15 protein-coding genes are annotated in these 14,480 nt (G+C 62.8%); 6 read left to right on the top strand and 9 right to left on the bottom strand.

Annotated elements, in window-relative coordinates:
* Nucleotides 1-333 precede the first annotated feature (333 nt).
* Nucleotides 334-2,430 (bottom strand): glycine--tRNA ligase subunit beta, encoded by a 2,097-nt coding sequence (gene glyS / locus AB6O04_RS16645; RefSeq protein WP_368565301.1) that lies wholly within the window; start codon nt 2,428-2,430, stop codon nt 334-336.
* 169 nt (nt 2,431-2,599) lie between these two features.
* Complete coding sequence (gene glyQ / locus AB6O04_RS16650; protein ID WP_368565303.1) at nt 2,600-3,520, bottom strand: glycine--tRNA ligase subunit alpha; 921 nt, start codon at nt 3,518-3,520, stop codon at nt 2,600-2,602.
* A gap of 71 nt (nt 3,521-3,591) precedes the next feature.
* On the opposite strand from glyQ, the gene AB6O04_RS16655 reads away from it, so the two are divergent.
* Nucleotides 3,592-4,329 (top strand): glutamine amidotransferase, encoded by a 738-nt coding sequence (locus tag AB6O04_RS16655; RefSeq protein ID WP_368565304.1) that lies wholly within the window; start codon nt 3,592-3,594, stop codon nt 4,327-4,329.
* Nucleotides 4,330-4,354: 25 nt separating this feature from the next.
* Nucleotides 4,355-5,233 (top strand): BPSS1780 family membrane protein, encoded by an 879-nt coding sequence (locus AB6O04_RS16660; RefSeq protein ID WP_368565306.1) that lies wholly within the window; start codon nt 4,355-4,357, stop codon nt 5,231-5,233.
* A gap of 132 nt (nt 5,234-5,365) precedes the next feature.
* Here the strand turns inward: AB6O04_RS16660 and tatC are convergent, their stop codons facing one another.
* The 4 genes from tatC to AB6O04_RS16680 all read right to left on the bottom strand — a co-directional run bounded on the left by tatC (nt 5,366) and on the right by AB6O04_RS16680 (nt 7,910).
* Complete coding sequence (tatC, locus tag AB6O04_RS16665) at nt 5,366-6,118, bottom strand: twin-arginine translocase subunit TatC (RefSeq protein WP_368565307.1); 753 nt, start codon at nt 6,116-6,118, stop codon at nt 5,366-5,368.
* Nucleotides 6,099-6,554, bottom strand: a complete 456-nt coding sequence (tatB, locus tag AB6O04_RS16670; protein WP_368565308.1) for a Sec-independent protein translocase protein TatB — start codon at nt 6,552-6,554, stop codon at nt 6,099-6,101. The genes tatC and tatB overlap by 20 nt, the downstream gene beginning before the upstream one ends.
* A gap of 173 nt (nt 6,555-6,727) precedes the next feature.
* A complete protein-coding gene (gene tatA, locus AB6O04_RS16675) occupies nt 6,728-6,964 on the bottom strand; it encodes a Sec-independent protein translocase subunit TatA (protein WP_337344054.1) in 237 nt (78 codons plus the stop codon).
* A gap of 82 nt (nt 6,965-7,046) precedes the next feature.
* Entirely contained in the window at nt 7,047-7,910 is an 864-nt protein-coding gene (locus tag AB6O04_RS16680; RefSeq protein WP_368565311.1) for a lipid-binding SYLF domain-containing protein, read from the bottom strand.
* A 204-nt stretch (nt 7,911-8,114) separates the two neighbouring features.
* Here AB6O04_RS16680 and hemH point away from each other — a divergent pair, with 204 nt between their 5' ends.
* Complete coding sequence (gene hemH, locus AB6O04_RS16685) at nt 8,115-9,077, top strand: ferrochelatase (RefSeq protein WP_368565312.1); 963 nt, start codon at nt 8,115-8,117, stop codon at nt 9,075-9,077.
* On the top strand, nt 9,074-9,922 hold the full coding sequence (locus AB6O04_RS16690) for an alpha/beta fold hydrolase (RefSeq protein WP_368565313.1): 849 nt from the start codon (nt 9,074-9,076) through the stop codon (nt 9,920-9,922). Before hemH ends, AB6O04_RS16690 begins: the two co-directional genes overlap by 4 nt.
* 320 nt (nt 9,923-10,242) lie before the next feature.
* Here the strand turns inward: AB6O04_RS16690 and AB6O04_RS16695 are convergent, their stop codons facing one another.
* The 3 genes from AB6O04_RS16695 to ttcA form a co-directional block, all read right to left on the bottom strand.
* Nucleotides 10,243-11,037 carry a M48 family metallopeptidase gene (locus AB6O04_RS16695; RefSeq protein WP_368565314.1) on the bottom strand — a complete coding sequence of 265 codons (795 nt, stop codon included), beginning with the start codon at nt 11,035-11,037 and terminating at the stop codon, nt 10,243-10,245.
* Between the two features lie 189 nt (nt 11,038-11,226).
* Entirely contained in the window at nt 11,227-12,132 is a 906-nt protein-coding gene (locus AB6O04_RS16700; protein ID WP_368565315.1) for a recombination-associated protein RdgC, read from the bottom strand.
* 90 nt (nt 12,133-12,222) lie between these two features.
* Nucleotides 12,223-13,131, bottom strand: coding sequence for a tRNA 2-thiocytidine(32) synthetase TtcA (ttcA, locus tag AB6O04_RS16705; RefSeq protein ID WP_368565316.1), 909 nt, complete (start codon nt 13,129-13,131; stop codon nt 12,223-12,225).
* Nucleotides 13,132-13,198: 67 nt separating this feature from the next.
* Between ttcA and AB6O04_RS16710 the strand changes: the two genes are divergently transcribed.
* On the top strand, nt 13,199-13,405 hold the full coding sequence (locus AB6O04_RS16710) for a YdcH family protein (protein WP_368565325.1): 207 nt from the start codon (nt 13,199-13,201) through the stop codon (nt 13,403-13,405).
* Between the two features lie 309 nt (nt 13,406-13,714).
* Nucleotides 13,715-14,428, top strand: coding sequence for a hypothetical protein (locus AB6O04_RS16715; RefSeq protein WP_368565317.1), 714 nt, complete (start codon nt 13,715-13,717; stop codon nt 14,426-14,428).
* Nucleotides 14,429-14,480: the final 52 nt, after the last annotated feature.

Raw genomic sequence — 14,480 nt, forward strand, 5'->3', positions numbered from 1 at the left:
GGACAGCGCCTTCTGCGGAAGATAGCGAATGGCCGCTAAAGGCGCTCTTCGTAGAGCGGAGCTGCGCCCCGGGATACGACCGGGTCAGTCGATAGCGAATAGCCGCTTCAGCGCTTCTCGTAGAGCGGAGCTTGCTCCGCTGTTCTTTCCTCCGCGCACATGGTCTGCCAGGCGATCGTCGGCCCACAGAGAGCAGCGGAGCAGGCTCCGCTCTATGAGAAGCGTCTTTACAGTGGCTATTCGCTATCCCCTGCCGTTGCGACGGCCTCATCGCTACCGACCCGGCGCTATCGCGGGGCGCAGCTCCGCTCTACCAGAAGCGGACCCATCGGGTCAGCTGGACAAATGCTCGATCGCGGCCACCGCACGGAAGCGGTCGGCCAGGCGCTTCAGCAGCGCCAAGCGGTTGTTGCGCACCGCGGTATCGTCCACGTTGACCATCACGCCGTCGAAAAACGCATCCACTTGTGGCCGCAGGCGGGCCAATCGGTTCAGCACCGCGATGTAATCGTGATGATGAAGCGCTTCGTCGGTGTCGCCGACCGCGGCTTCCACCGCTTCAGCCAATGCGCTTTCCGCCGGCTCCTTCAACAGGTCGCGGTCGATGGCGTGGGGAATGTCGCCTTCGGCCTTCTTCAAGATGTTGTTGATGCGCTTGTTAGCCGCGGCCAGTGCCTCAGCTTCCGGGAGTGCCGCGAACGTGCCAATGGCGTCGATGCGGGTGTCGAAATCGTACAGCGATGCAGGACGCAGTTCGGCGACGGCGTTGAAATGCTGGGTCGGTACGCCTTTGTCGGCGTAATAGCCGCGTAAGCGGTCGAGGATGAAGTCGTATAGGTCTGACCCGAGCGTTTCCGTATTCCGGTCAGCCGCGGGTTGTACGCCGGCCGGCAACGTTTCTATGGCAGCGCCAATCAGCTCGCGTAGATTCAAATTGAATCCACTCTCAATCATCGTCCGCGCCAGACCCAAAGCATTCCGTCGCAGCGCGAACGGATCCTTGTTCCCGGTGGGCTTCAACCCCGCGGCAAAACCGCCCGCCAACGTGTCCAGCCGTTCCGCGATCGCCAGCACCTTGCCCAGCGGCGACAACGCGATGTCGTCGCCAGCGAAACGCGGCTGGTAGGCCTCGTCGATAGCCAGTGCGATTTCCTTCGGTTCGCCGGAAGCCAGCGCATAGTGACGACCGGCGATGCCTTGCAGTTCCGGGAACTCGTTGACCATACGCGATTGCAGATCGGCCTTGGCCAGTTCAGCGGCGCGGCGCGCTTCCAGCGGATCGGCACCGACCTGCGGCGCGATCGCTTCGGCCAGTGCAGCAACGCGCGCGACCTTGTCGGCCACGGTGCCCAACTTGGCTTGGTAAGTGACGGTCTTCAGCCCGTCGTTCATCGACGCCAGGCCTTGCTTCAGGTCCTCATCGAAGAAGAATTTGGCGTCGGAAAAGCGTGGGCGGATCACTCGCTCGTAGCCTTTGCTGACTTCGGCCACATCCTGCGATTCGATATTGGCGATGCCGATGAAGCGTTCGGTCAAGCGGCCGCCGTCGTCCAGCACGGGGAAAAATTTCTGGTTCACTTCCATCGTTTCGATCAGCGCTTCCTGCGGCACCGCCAGAAATGTTTTATCGAAACTGCATAGCACCGCCGCCGGCCATTCGACCAGGCAGACGACTTGTTCCAGGTTGTCGTCGGTGATGCGTGCGCTGCCGCCGGCCTGTTTGGCTGCCTTTTCGGCCTCGCGCACGATGCGCGTGCGCCGCTCGTCGGGATCGACCAGCACGCGTGCGGCGCCCAGTGCATCGATGTAATCGCCGGGCTGGCCGATCCACACCGGCTTGTCGTGTTCGAAACGATGACCGCGACTCATCCGGTCGCTGCGCACGCCCAGCACTTCGGCATCGACCACGTTGCCGCCCAGCAACAGCACCAGCCAATGCACCGGCCGCGCGAATGCGTAGTCGTGATCACCCCAACGCATCGGCTTGGGAATCGGCATGGCGGCGATGGCCTCGCGCACGATTTCCGGCAGCAGGTCGGCAGTCTTGGCGCCGGGCTTCACCGCACGGTGTACGAAGCGCTCGCCCTTGCCATCGGTAGTGCGTTCCAACTGCGTCCACTCGATGCCGGCTTTCTGCGCGAAACCCTGCAGCGCCTTGGTCGGCTGGCCTTCCGCATCCAGTGCGATGTTGAGGTAAGGCCCCAGCACTTCGGATTTCTGTTCCGGTTGTTCGGTCGCCACGCCCGGCAGCAGCACCGCCAATCGGCGCGGGGTATACAGCGGTTTGGCATCGCCTTGCTCGAAAGCGATACCGCGCTTGCCCAATGCGTCGGTCACGCCATCGAAAAACGCCTGCGCCAGTCCGGGCAGCGCCTTGACGGGAAGTTCTTCGGTACCGAGTTCGATCAGCAGCGGTTTTTGTTCGCTCATATCAGCAAGCCTTGTAAAGCGGTTCCCTTCTCCTTCTGGGAGAAGGTGGCGCGAAGCGCCGGATGAGGGGCGCCTTAGGAAATCTTCGGCAAAGAGGAAGAAAAACGCGTCGCAACGCGCCAAGGATGGGGAACCATCCTGACACCGCGCTTGAGGCAAGCGATTCGAGTCACTTCTTCAATCCCGGAAAACCCAACTTTTCCCGCTGCGCGTAGTACGCCTCGGCCACTGCCTGCGCCAGCTTGCGCACGCGCAGGATGTAGCGCTGGCGTTCGGTGACCGAAATCGCACGACGCGCGTCCAGCAGGTTGAAGCTGTGGCTCGCCTTGCAGACCTGCTCGTAAGCAGGCAGCGGCAGGCCGGCTTCGACCAGCTTCAGCGCCTCGGCTTCGCAGGCGTCGAAGCGGTGGAACATTTCGGCCACGTCCGCGTATTCGAAGTTATAGGTGCTTTGTTCGACTTCGTTCTGGTGGTACACGTCGCCGTAGGTGACGATGCCCTGCGGACCTTCGGTCCAGACCAGGTCGTAGACGTTGTCGCAGTTCTGCAGGTACATGCAGAGCCGTTCCAGGCCGTAGGTGATCTCGCCCAGCACCGGTCGGCATTCCAGGCCGCCGGCTTGCTGGAAATAGGTGAACTGGGTGACTTCCATGCCGTTCAGCCAGACTTCCCAACCCAGTCCCCAGGCGCCCAGGGTGGGCGATTCCCAGTTGTCCTCGACAAAGCGCAGGTCGTGCACGCGCGGATCAATGCCCAGCGTTTTCAGCGAGTCCAGGTACAGCTCCTGGATGTTGTCTGGGTTGGGCTTCATTACTACCTGGTATTGGTAGTAACGCTGCAAACGATTGGGGTTTTCGCCATAGCGGCCGTCGGTGGGGCGGCGGCTGGGCTGCACGTAGGCGGCGTTCCACGGTTCCGGGCCCAGCGCGCGCAAAAAGGTGGCCGGATGGAAAGTGCCGGCGCCGACTTCGATGTCCAGCGGCTGGATCAGCACGCAGCCCTGCGACGCCCAATATTGATTGAGGGTCTGGATCAGGTTCTGGAAAGTCAGGCCCTGGAAAGTTACCGGTGGATTCGAGGGTTCGGCCATCGGGTTATCGTGCACTGCGGAAAAGCGGGCTAGTATACGGGGAACCCCATGTCCTTCCTTCGTTTGCGCCCGTGAAAGCCACCGCGAGAGCCCCTTTTCTCATCGTCGAAACCGGCCAGCCGGTGCCTTCGATGCGGCGTTATGGCGGCTTCCCGCATTGGATTCGCGTGGCCGCAGGGCTCGAGGCCGACGAAACCGTGGTGGCAAATGTCGAGCGCGGCGATGCCTTGCCGCGCCGCGAGGGCTTCGCGGGGGTCATCGTGACCGGTTCGGCGGCGTTTGTTACCGATCGCGCCGACTGGAGCGAACGCAGCGCCGACTGGCTGCGCGACGCCGCCCACGATGGCATGTCGCTGCTGGGCATCTGCTACGGCCACCAGTTGCTGGCGCATGCGCTGGGTGGCGAAGTGGCCGACAACCCTGCCGGGCGCGAATCCGGCACGGTGGCCATCGATCTGCACCCGCACGCCGAGGCCGATCCGCTGTTCACCGGGCTTCCGCTGCGATTCCCCGCGCACGCCACCCATGTGCAAACCGTGATGCGTCCGCCGGAAGGCGCGACCGTGCTGGCTCGCTCGGAACAGGACGGCTGCCACGCATTCCGCTGGCGCGACCGAGCATGGGGCGTGCAGTTCCATCCTGAATTCGCCACTCATCACATGCGCGGCTATGTCCTGGCGCGCGAGGAACACCTGCGGCGGGAAGGCCGGTGTCCCAAAACCATCGTCCGCAACGTGACGGCGGCGCCGCAAGCCCGCAAACTATTGCGGCGCTTCGTCAAGCATGCGCGCGGCCTACACGGCCGCTGACCCACAAACCGAAATCGGACCCCTGATGTCGATGATCAACAAGGTGCCGGCCAGTGCCGGTGCGGAATGGCTGCTGGGCGGATTCGCGCTGTTGCGCAAGGCGCCGCTGGCATTGGGCCGGCTGGCCGTACTGTGGGGGCTGGTCTCGCTGGTAGTGATGCTGGCGGCGATTGCGGTTCCCGTCTTGATGTATGGCCTGCAATTTCTGCTGATCCTGGCAGGCCCGTTGTTTTTCGCCGGGATGATTCTTGCGGTACGCGAAGTCGACCAGGATCGCCCGGCGCTGTCGGGGCATTTGCTGCAACCAGTGCGCGACGGCCATGCGCGCAGCTTGTTGGCGACACTGCTGCCGCAAGCGTTGGCCGCGCTGATCCTGGGAGGGTTGCTGTTCGTGGTGGTCGGGACCGAGCAGTTGAAGCACTTGAGCGACGTAATGGCGCAGATGCAGGTGATTGCCGAAAGCGGCGGCAAGGCCGACCCATCCATGCTGGAAGGGCTGCCGGTAGGACGACTGCTGCTGTGGGTCTTGCTGGTGCTGGTCAGCTTCGTGGCGGTGAAATGGATGACGTTTATCGCCACGCCGCAGATTATTTTTTCCGGCAAAGATGCGCTCACATCGATGCGCAACAGCTTGCGCGCCTGCCTGCATAACTGGACAGCCATGTTGGTGTTCTACCTGCTGGCGGGCATCGCGATCTTTGCTATTTCCATCGGTCTGTTTCTAGTCGCATCGCTACTGCAACTGCTGATGGGCGCGACGCTGGCGATGCTGCTTTGGCAGCTGATGCTGATGGCGGTACTGATGCCGGTGCTGGCGGGTGCGGCATATTACGCGTGGCGACAGATGATGGGTGTAAGCGATCGGTCCACGCCCTCGCCGATGGCAACACATATCGAAGTCTGATGTAGACCTGCCCGCGCTTCTCGTAGAGCCGAGCTTGCTCGGCTGAGTGTATCCGGAGCCATTGGTCAAGAGCAGCGGAGCCCCCAAGGGGATGCAAGCACAAGCTCCGCTCTACGTGGGACGATTCGGCCTTTACTCCGCCTCGACTTCTTCTTTCGGCTTCAACCAACTCCCGGCAATGATCCCGGCTTCGTACAGCAAGCACATCGGTATGGCGAGCATCAGCTGGGACACCACGTCCGGCGGGGTAATGATGGCGGCCAGTACGAACACCGCGACGACGGCGTAGCCGCGGCTTTCCCGCAGTTGCTGCGGGGTGACCCAGCCCATGGCTACCAGGATCACCAGTGCGACCGGCAGTTCAAAACTGGCGCCGAAGGCAAAAAAGATCAGCAGCACGAAATCCAAATACGACCCGGCATCTGGCGTAATGGCGATGATGTCCGGCTTGAACTTCACCAAGAAGCTGAAGACCGAGGGCAGCACCAGGAAGTAGGCGAACGCGCAGCCGATGTAGAACAATGCCACCGACGACGCCAACAGCGGCATCGCCAGCTTCTTCTCCCGCTGGTACAAGCCCGGCGCCACGAACGCCCACGCTTGATAGAGCAGCCAGGGGACGGCGAAGAACAGCGCGACGAAGAAAGTCAGCTTGACCGGCGCAAAGAACGCACCCGCCGGATTCATCGCCAGCAAGGTCTGGCCAACAGGAAGCCGCTGGACCAGAGGCATCGCCAGCCAAGTATAGATCTGGCTGGTGAACGGCAACAGCACCGCCAGCACCAGGCCCACGCCCATCAACGCACGCATCACCCGTGTGCGCAGCTCAACCAGATGTTCGATCAAACTGCTTTCCGATTCCGGATCAGACGTTTCGCGGTTCATCGCTTTCGCCCTCCGGTTGGCTATCTTGCTTCGCCCCATGTGATGACTCCTGCTCGTCTTCCATCGCCGGCAGCGCGTCGGCGGCATCGCCGCTCTTGGCGGTGTCATCACCGCCGTCGGCTTCGACGCGGTTGCCATCCGGATCATCTTTCACCGATTGGCGGATGGCGTCGAATTCACGTTCGACCTCGGTGCCGCTATCGCGGATGCGTCGCTCGGTATCGCTGATTGCGTCCTTGGCGTCCTGGAAACCCCGTTTGAGTTCCTCAGCCTCCAACTCGCGTTCCAGTTCATCCTTGACCGAATGCCACTGCGCGCGCGCGCGTCTCACCCACAAGCCCACGAAGCGCGTGGCTTTGGGGAGCCGCTCGGGGCCGAGCACGACCAAAGCGACGATCGCGACAATCAACAACTCGCTGAAGCCGATATCGAACATGACGATTCAGAGCCTGCTGATGCCAGACGGAAGGCTCACGCACAACGTGAGCGAGCACAACGACACCGTAAACGAACATCCACGCAGCCATTCACCGCGCCGCGCACAATCGCTTGGCGGGCAAGGGTCAGGCAACATGAACTGCCGAGAGCGCAAAAAGACCGGACTGCCGATCAGCTGGCGTCGCGGTCGCGTTCTTTCGAGCTGCTGGATTCTCCGCTCCGCGTCTGATCGTTGCGGGACTCGTCGCCGAGCTGACCGGTGGGCTTGTCTTCTTCCTTCATGCCCTTTTTGAAGCCTTTGACCGCTTCGCCCAGGTCCTGGCCGGCATTGCGCAGGCGCTTGGTACCGAAGATCAGCAGTACGACCACCAGCACAATGATCCAATGCCAGATGCTCAAACCGCCCATGGTGTACTCGCAGTAAAAGTAAGGGTGCTCAGGATAACGCAGCTAGGGGTCCAGATTACGTACCGATGCCCCATAACACGCGTTATGGGTTGCCGTTCAGCGGTTCGGTTTTGATTTCGTCGTCGGAGACAGGTTGAAAGCCCTGCGTTTGTGGCTGAGGTTCAGCCACGGGCGGGGTTTGCGGTGTCGGCGTGATCGAGGCAGCCGCCGGTGCGGACGTACGCTGGGTGCCGCGGCCGCTGCGGGCGATGGCGGTGGCTTCTTCCAGTTGGTCACGGAAGCCGACCACCGCGTCGGACGGCGCGCCGCTGCGGCTTTCGAAGATTGCGCGGGGCGTGGCGGCGCTGCCGTAGACCGCCACGTTGGCGTCGTCATCGATCTGTAACACGGCGCCATCCAGCGCTACACCGGCGAACAGCCCGCGCGCGCGCGACCACGACCAGATTTCCGCCTTCAACTGTCCATCAGTCGAAGCCGATGCATTGCGGCCGACCGGACCGGCCGCGATGCCGGCATCCGCGCCCAAGGTGAATTTGCCGTTGACGATGTTGTCCAAGTTGCGATCGTTGCGGAACACCAGCACCACGTCCGAGGACTGCACGCCCGCCTGGAAGCCGACGCTGCCGCCGGTGAGCTTGACGAATACGGGACTGGACCACGTACCGTCGGGATTCTTCACCGACATCAAGCCGTGGCCGCGCCGGCCGCCGAACACCAGGCCGGCTTTCAAGGTATCGGGAATGACGATGATGGCTTTGCCTTCGTCCAACAGCTTGTCGGGAATGCCCTGTTCCGGAATCTTCTGGATTTCCTTCAACACCCGGACAGCGTTGGCGGCGCGGTCATCTTCCTTCGGGCCTGCCAGGGCCTGACCGGCAGACAAGGAAGCAGCGACCAGCAAGGCGGCCGGGAGAAGCACGCGGTGGGTGCGGCGTTTAGCGGTCATGGCGATCTCCGAAAAAGCGAACGGACAGCAAGATACTGCAATGGGGCGAAAGTAGGAGCGCGGGGATGAATCGCGGCTGAGGCGCGCGGGCGGGCGGCGAACGCCTTCAAAGCGCCGACGATAGGCGATGACGCGGTGCTCGTTTCGAAAAAACGATGAGGGACGCTTCTTCGGGAAGGTTTCGGGTCTGCGACAATGCCGGCCATGCCCAACGCACCCGATACCGCGCTTGTCGTGGTCAATCTAGGCACGCCCGAGGCACCTACCGCGCCGGCCGTGCGGCGGTACCTGGGCGAGTTTCTGAGCGATCGCCGTGTGGTCCAGCTGACACGCTGGATCTGGTGGCCACTGCTGCATCTGCTGATCCTGCCGCTGCGCGGGCCCAAGGCGGCGAAGAAGTACGCGCAGATATGGCTGCCCGAAGGTTCGCCACTGGCGGTCTATACCCGCCGACTGGCCGAAGCGATGCAACAGCGGGTGCCGGAATGGCGAGTGGTCCACGCCATGCGCTATGGTCATCCCGCACTGGCTGGCGTACTGCGGCAATTGCGCCAAGCTGGCATCGGCCGCGTGGTGGTGCTGCCGTTGTATCCGCAATACTCAAGCACCACCACCGCATCGGTCGGCGACGTATTGGCGCGTGAGGGCGAAGGGTTGCTGACCGAGATGATCGACGACTACGCTACGGATGCGGACTGGGTGGCAGCGGTGGCCGATTCGATCCGCCGATGGCGCGAACAGCACGGCGCCGGTGAGCACCTGTTGTTTTCCTACCATGGCCTGCCGCAGCGAGTAGCCAACGCTGGCGATCCTTATCCCCGGCGCTGCGAGGCCAGTACTCACGCCATCGTGCAGGCGCTGGGTCTGCGCGAGGGCGAGTGGACGCTGACGTATCAATCCCGGTTCGGCCGCGAACGTTGGCTGGAGCCGTCCACCGACAAAGTGCTGGATCAACTGGCCGCAAACGGCGTGCGCCGGGTCGATGTGGTTTGCCCGGGATTCGCGGTGGATTGCCTGGAAACCTTGGAAGAAGTGGGCATCGGTTTCGTCGAACGCTTTGCTGAACACGGCGGTGAACTCCGCTATATCCCGTGCCTCAACGAATCGCCCGCGCACGCGGATGCGCTGGTCGTGCTGGCACGCCGAGTCGCGGGCGCAAACGCTTGAGCCGACGTGAAGTGCTCCTCGATATTCCACTCGGCCGCATCGCCGCATTGCGCGCGGGCGATCCAAACGGGCCCAAGGTGTTGGCGTTGCATGGCTGGTTGGACAACGCCGCTAGCTTCATTCCGTTGGCGGAGCATCTTCCGCAGTTGGACCTGGTAATGCCGGATCTGCCCGGCCATGGCCGCAGCGCCCATCTCGGGCCCGGCGCGGAATACACCAGCGGCGTGGCCGTGAACGCGGTGCTGGATATCGCCGATGCGCTGGGCTGGCAGTGCTTCTCGCTGCTGGGCCATTCGATGGGAGCCGGTATCGCAAGTCTGGTGGCGGCGTCTTCTCCGCAACGTATCGAGCGGATGGCCGTTATCGAGGCGCTGGGTGGCCTGGCTGAAACCGTGGAACGTACGGCGGCGCGCTGGCGTGAAGCGATTGCCGCGGCTCGCGCGTTGCCGGGAAAACAGCTGCGCGTCTTTGCCGATCTGGCCGCGCCGGTGCGTGCGCGCATGCAGGCCAACCAGTTGAGCGAGTCCGCAGCGCGATTGCTGGTGGAGCGCGGTGTCCGACCCGTTGAGGGCGGTTATGTATGGAGCAGCGATCCGCGTCTGACCCTGCCCACGCCGCAGCGGTTGGATGAAGCGCAAGTCAGCCGACTGGTCGCCGATATCGAATGCCCGACGACCGTGATCTACGCCGATCCGCCGCAGAGCTATTTTCCGGAGCCATTGCGCACGCATCGGGTTGGCTTGCTGCCGCGGGGCCGGCTGCAGGTCATCGCTGGCATCCATCATTTGCATATGGAAAACCCGGCTGCCGTGGCAACGGCGATTGGCGACTTTTTCGGAACCTAGATAGCGACGGCGGTGCCGACATCGCTCCTACAGGGTGATCCGTGCTCTTGGTAGAGCCGAGCTTGCTCGGCTGAGTGCTCCCGGAGCCGGCGCGCTGAGAGCAGCGGAGCCCCCAAGGGGATGCAAGCACAAGCTCCGCTCTACGATGGCACCATGTGGGAGTGACGTGAGTCGCGACGTCGATGTTTCCGGTCGCGACTCACGTCGCTCCCACAAGGAATTCATCCGCGCTTTCGTAGAGCCGAGCTTGCTCCGAAGCCGTTGCGCCAAGAGTGGCGGAGCCCCCAAGGGGATGCAAGCACAAGCTCCGCACCACGGGTCTATTTCGCAGTGGACAGCAGCCGATGCAGCACCGACTTCAAGCGTCGTCCTTCGGCATGAAAGTACTCGCGTTCATCCCGCCAAGCGGGGAAACGTGTCTCTACTTCGCGCCAAAACGCGGCAGAGTGGTTGGCTTGGATCAGATGGCAGAGCTCATGCACCAACACATATTCAAATGCGGACGGGCGGCCCAGCGTCAGCGCCAGATCCAGCGCCAGCGAGCCATCCGGACTCAGCGAACCCCATTGGGTAGACATGATCTTCAGGCGGAAGCGCGACGGCGCGCGCGGCAATCCGGCGAGGTATTTCGGCAGCAAACGACCTATATCGGCACGCGCTTCGGCTTCGTAGAAGGCGCGCAGCGTCCGCGGCAGCATCGTATCGCTGGCACGCGCGGGCAGATGAAAATGCAGGCCGGTATCGTCGCGCTCGATCTTGGCGTAGCGGCCTTCGCGCCAGTGCAGCGGCACGGATTCGCCGCGTAGCGGCAGGCAAGCGGTTTGGTCGCGAATCAATGAGCAGGCGTCATCGTGCGGTTGATGATGCGCGATCTGCGCGGTCAGCCAACCGCGGTGCTCATGCAGGAAACGTTCGCCCGATACCCAGCTGGCGCGCAACGGCAAGGTCAGTCGCGCGCCGCGTTCATCCACACTCAACTTCAAACGCTTGGCACGCGGATCGCGCACCCGCCGAACATCGATGGTGCGACCGTCCGCGAGCGCGACCGCGACGACATCGCGTTCGATGCTATGCGGAGATCGTGGGGCGATCAGGCGGCGGAACAGGCCGGGCATGGGGTAAGGATCGCATAAGCGGGGACGGGTGTGTGGCGAAGATGATGGGGAAAATTGTGGTCGTCATCCCAGCGAACGCCGGGATCCATTTGCTGTTGCTTGCTACGAAGCTATGACGGTAACTGCAGATCAAAATGGATCCCAGCGTTCGCTGGGATGACGGCAATTAGAATTCCCCGTTTCCCGTTCTTACGCCTCAGCCTTGCTCAACTTCAGCGCCGTCTCCAGCACCAGGAACAACCGCTTCACTTCGCCGCTCAGCAACGCGAAGCGAGCGTCCAGTTCGGCGCGCAGGTCTTCGCGTTCAGTGTTCTCCAGCTGGTCCACTGCACCTTCCAGGAACTTCAGTTTGCGCACGATCAAGTCTTCGCCCAGGACGAAGGACACGTGATCGTCGAGGATCAGCGCCAAGCGCGTGACCTGCTTGCCGGCCTCCAGGTGCTTGGCGATCTCGTCGCTCTGCAGTTCCTGGTTCTGGCATTTCACCACCGCGCCGCCATCCATCGCGTCTTTCAGTTCGCATTCCTCGCCCAGGCTCAGGCCTTCGGGCAAGGGTTCGCCGGCGATCCAGCCGGTCAGGATGGAGCGTGGCGCCACTTCCGCGTTCAGCGGCAGCGCGGGGAAGCTGCCCATCGCACGGCGAATTTCCGAGACCGTGCTTTCGCCTGATTTGCGCGACGAAGTGTCCACGGCAACGAAGCCATGTTCCAGGTCCAACAGCGCATCGGTGCGGGACGGTTTGACGAAGGCGCGCGGCAGCAGTTCATGCACCAGGTCTTCCTTCAGCCGTTTGCGGGTGCGGCCGCCAGGTTTGCGGCCTTCCTTTTGTTCGATCTCTTCCAGCTTCTTGGCCAGCAGGTCGTTGACCACCGAACCCGGAAGAATTTTGTCCTCTCCGCCGACGGTCAGCCAGATGGAGTCGCCAATGCGGTGCGAGAGCGCTTCCTCGCCGCGGCCGAACGGCGAAATGAAGCCGCGCGATGACAGCTCCAACGGTCCGACCGGTTTGAGCTGCGCTTCCGGGAGCAGGGTATCGAGGGATTCGAAATCGAGAGTGGTGGGAAAGCGGAAAAACGTCAGGTTGCGAAAGAACATCGAAAGGCCGGGAGTGGGGAATGGGGAATAGCGAATGGATATGAGCGACAGGGTAGCGGGTGTGGCGAAGGGAACGAAACTGCGTGGTTTCTACGATTCCCTATTCCCCATTTCCGATTCCCCGCCCGGAAACCAAGCAGAAACGGCGGGCAGCGGCGCATCGCCAAGGCGGCCGAGCGCCATGAAATCGAACAGTTTGGGATCGGCGAGCTGCGCAGGCCGGACGTCGCCCAGCGCGCGGGCAATCTGTTCGATACGGCCGGGCGTGTCACGCTCCCATTGCGCCATCATCTTCTGTACCTGTTTGCGCTGCAGGTTCTCCTGGCTTCCGCACAGGTTGCAGGGAATGATGGGGAACCGCCGCGCTTGCGCGTACTCGGAAATATCCGCCTCGCACGCGTAGGCCAGGGGACGGATCACGACGTGCTTGCCGTCATCGCTGCGCAACTTGGGCGGCATGCTGGCAAGCTTGGCGTGGAAGAACAGGTTGAGGAAGAACGTGGCCACCCTGTCGTCGCGATGATGGCCGAGCGCGATCTTGGTGAAGCCCTGCGCTTCCGCGTACGCATACAACGCGCCGCGACGTAGCCGGGAACACAGCGAACACATCGTCTTGCCTTCCGGCACCACGCGCGTCACCACCGAATAGGTGTCCTGTTCCAGGACCTTGTACGGCACGCCGATCGATTCCAGGTACTCCGGCAATACGTGCGCCGGGAAGTCCGGCTGCTTCTGATCCAGGTTGACGGCCACCAGTTCGAAAGCGACCGGCGCTTTCTTCTGCAGTTGCAGAAGTATGTCCAGCAGGGTGTAGCTGTCCTTGCCGCCAGACAGGCAGACCATCACCCTGTCGCCTGCTTCGATCATCCCGAAATCGGCGATGGCCTGGCCCACTTGGCGACGTAGGCGTTTGCCCAGTTTCGTGTGTTCGCGATCCTCGCGCGGCGGATTGGCAAAGCGTGCGCGGCTGGGGTCGGGAAGGGGCAGAAAAGCGGTCATAAGACCGGCCATTGTACCGGGCGCGGCCGCGATGACGGACGCAGCCCAGCCGGTGTACGCTGCCTGCGTGGAACCTTTGAATCCCTCCGAAATCACGCAACGTATCGCCACGCTCAAGCTGGAGCACCGCGAACTGGACGATGCCATCTCCCGTCTGCTGGCTGACATAGAAGCCGATGAGCTGACCATCAAGCGCTTGAAGAAGCGCAAGCTGTGGCTCAAGGACTGCATCAACCGGCTGGAAAGCGCGCTCATTCCTGACGAGCCGGCCTAGTCGCCCCGGTTTGGCGCATCTGCCAAGGGTTTCCCGCCCAGCCCGGCCGAATTTGACGCTGCACGTCACCTGGGCGAGGGCGTCCGCGCCTCCCCGACTTTCCATTGCCCGCGTTGCAGGTGCCGGCTGCCTGCGCTCCGCTGCCTTACGTCGGTGGCTTTCCAGGTCCCGGGTGATGGCGGCGAAAGTTGGCCCGATGCTTGCTTCGATTGCGAGACACCCATCACATTTGGTGGCCATGGGCACCTGAACGGCGCTTGCGGCCGCCTCACCCGCCGGTATGGGGTGCCATGCCAGCGCAGGAGCCGTATGCATCAGGACAATCCAGCCCGCATCGACCCGACTTCCCTCCAGCGGAGCGTTCCGGCTGCGACAGGCGATCAGCACCTGTCCGCCGAACTGCACGTTCGCTGGATCGCCGCGGGTGAAAATCTGGGCGACGTGCAGCGACTGCGCCGCGACGTCTATTTCCATGAGCAGGGCGGACCCTACAGCGATCGCAGCAAGCGCATCGCCGATGGCCTTGATGCTTGCGGCGCCACGCTGGCGATCCACAAGGGAGCCGACACCATCGCGACGCTGCGCCTGCACGATTTCGGGCCAAGCGCGGTGCAAGTGGAATACGGCAGCCTGTTTCAGATCGATCACTTCGCCCAATCCTGGCCATTGGACAAAGTGGCGGTCGGTACCCGGTTCGCCGTGCAGGCGGATCATCGCGTCAAGCCGGTGATGGACCGATTGATGGAGGAAACCTACCGCCGGCTTCTGAATATCCGGATGCGTTTCTGCCTGATCGCCTGCGAGCCGTATCTGCACGACGTTTTCGAGTACTACGGTTTCCACGAATACCTGCCCCCGGCCATCCTGCCCGGAGGAACCGGCCTTCTGCGCATGGTGCTGGTAATGGAGGACTCACCGCATCTGCTGGAATGCGGCTCGCCTTTGTACAACCTGGTCAACGACGCCGAATCAGGTGCCGCCGCGAAGGCGTGGCTGACGCGGACGTTCAGTCACGCGGGGTAATTGCCGCCACCGAGTCCTTGTAGGAGCGGCGGGGCCCCCCGCGCGCGGACCG

Origin of the sequence: Pseudoxanthomonas sp. UTMC 1351 (genome assembly GCF_040948865.1) — a bacterium.
In the GTDB taxonomy this organism is placed as follows: Bacteria; Pseudomonadota; Gammaproteobacteria; order Xanthomonadales; family Xanthomonadaceae; genus Pseudoxanthomonas_A.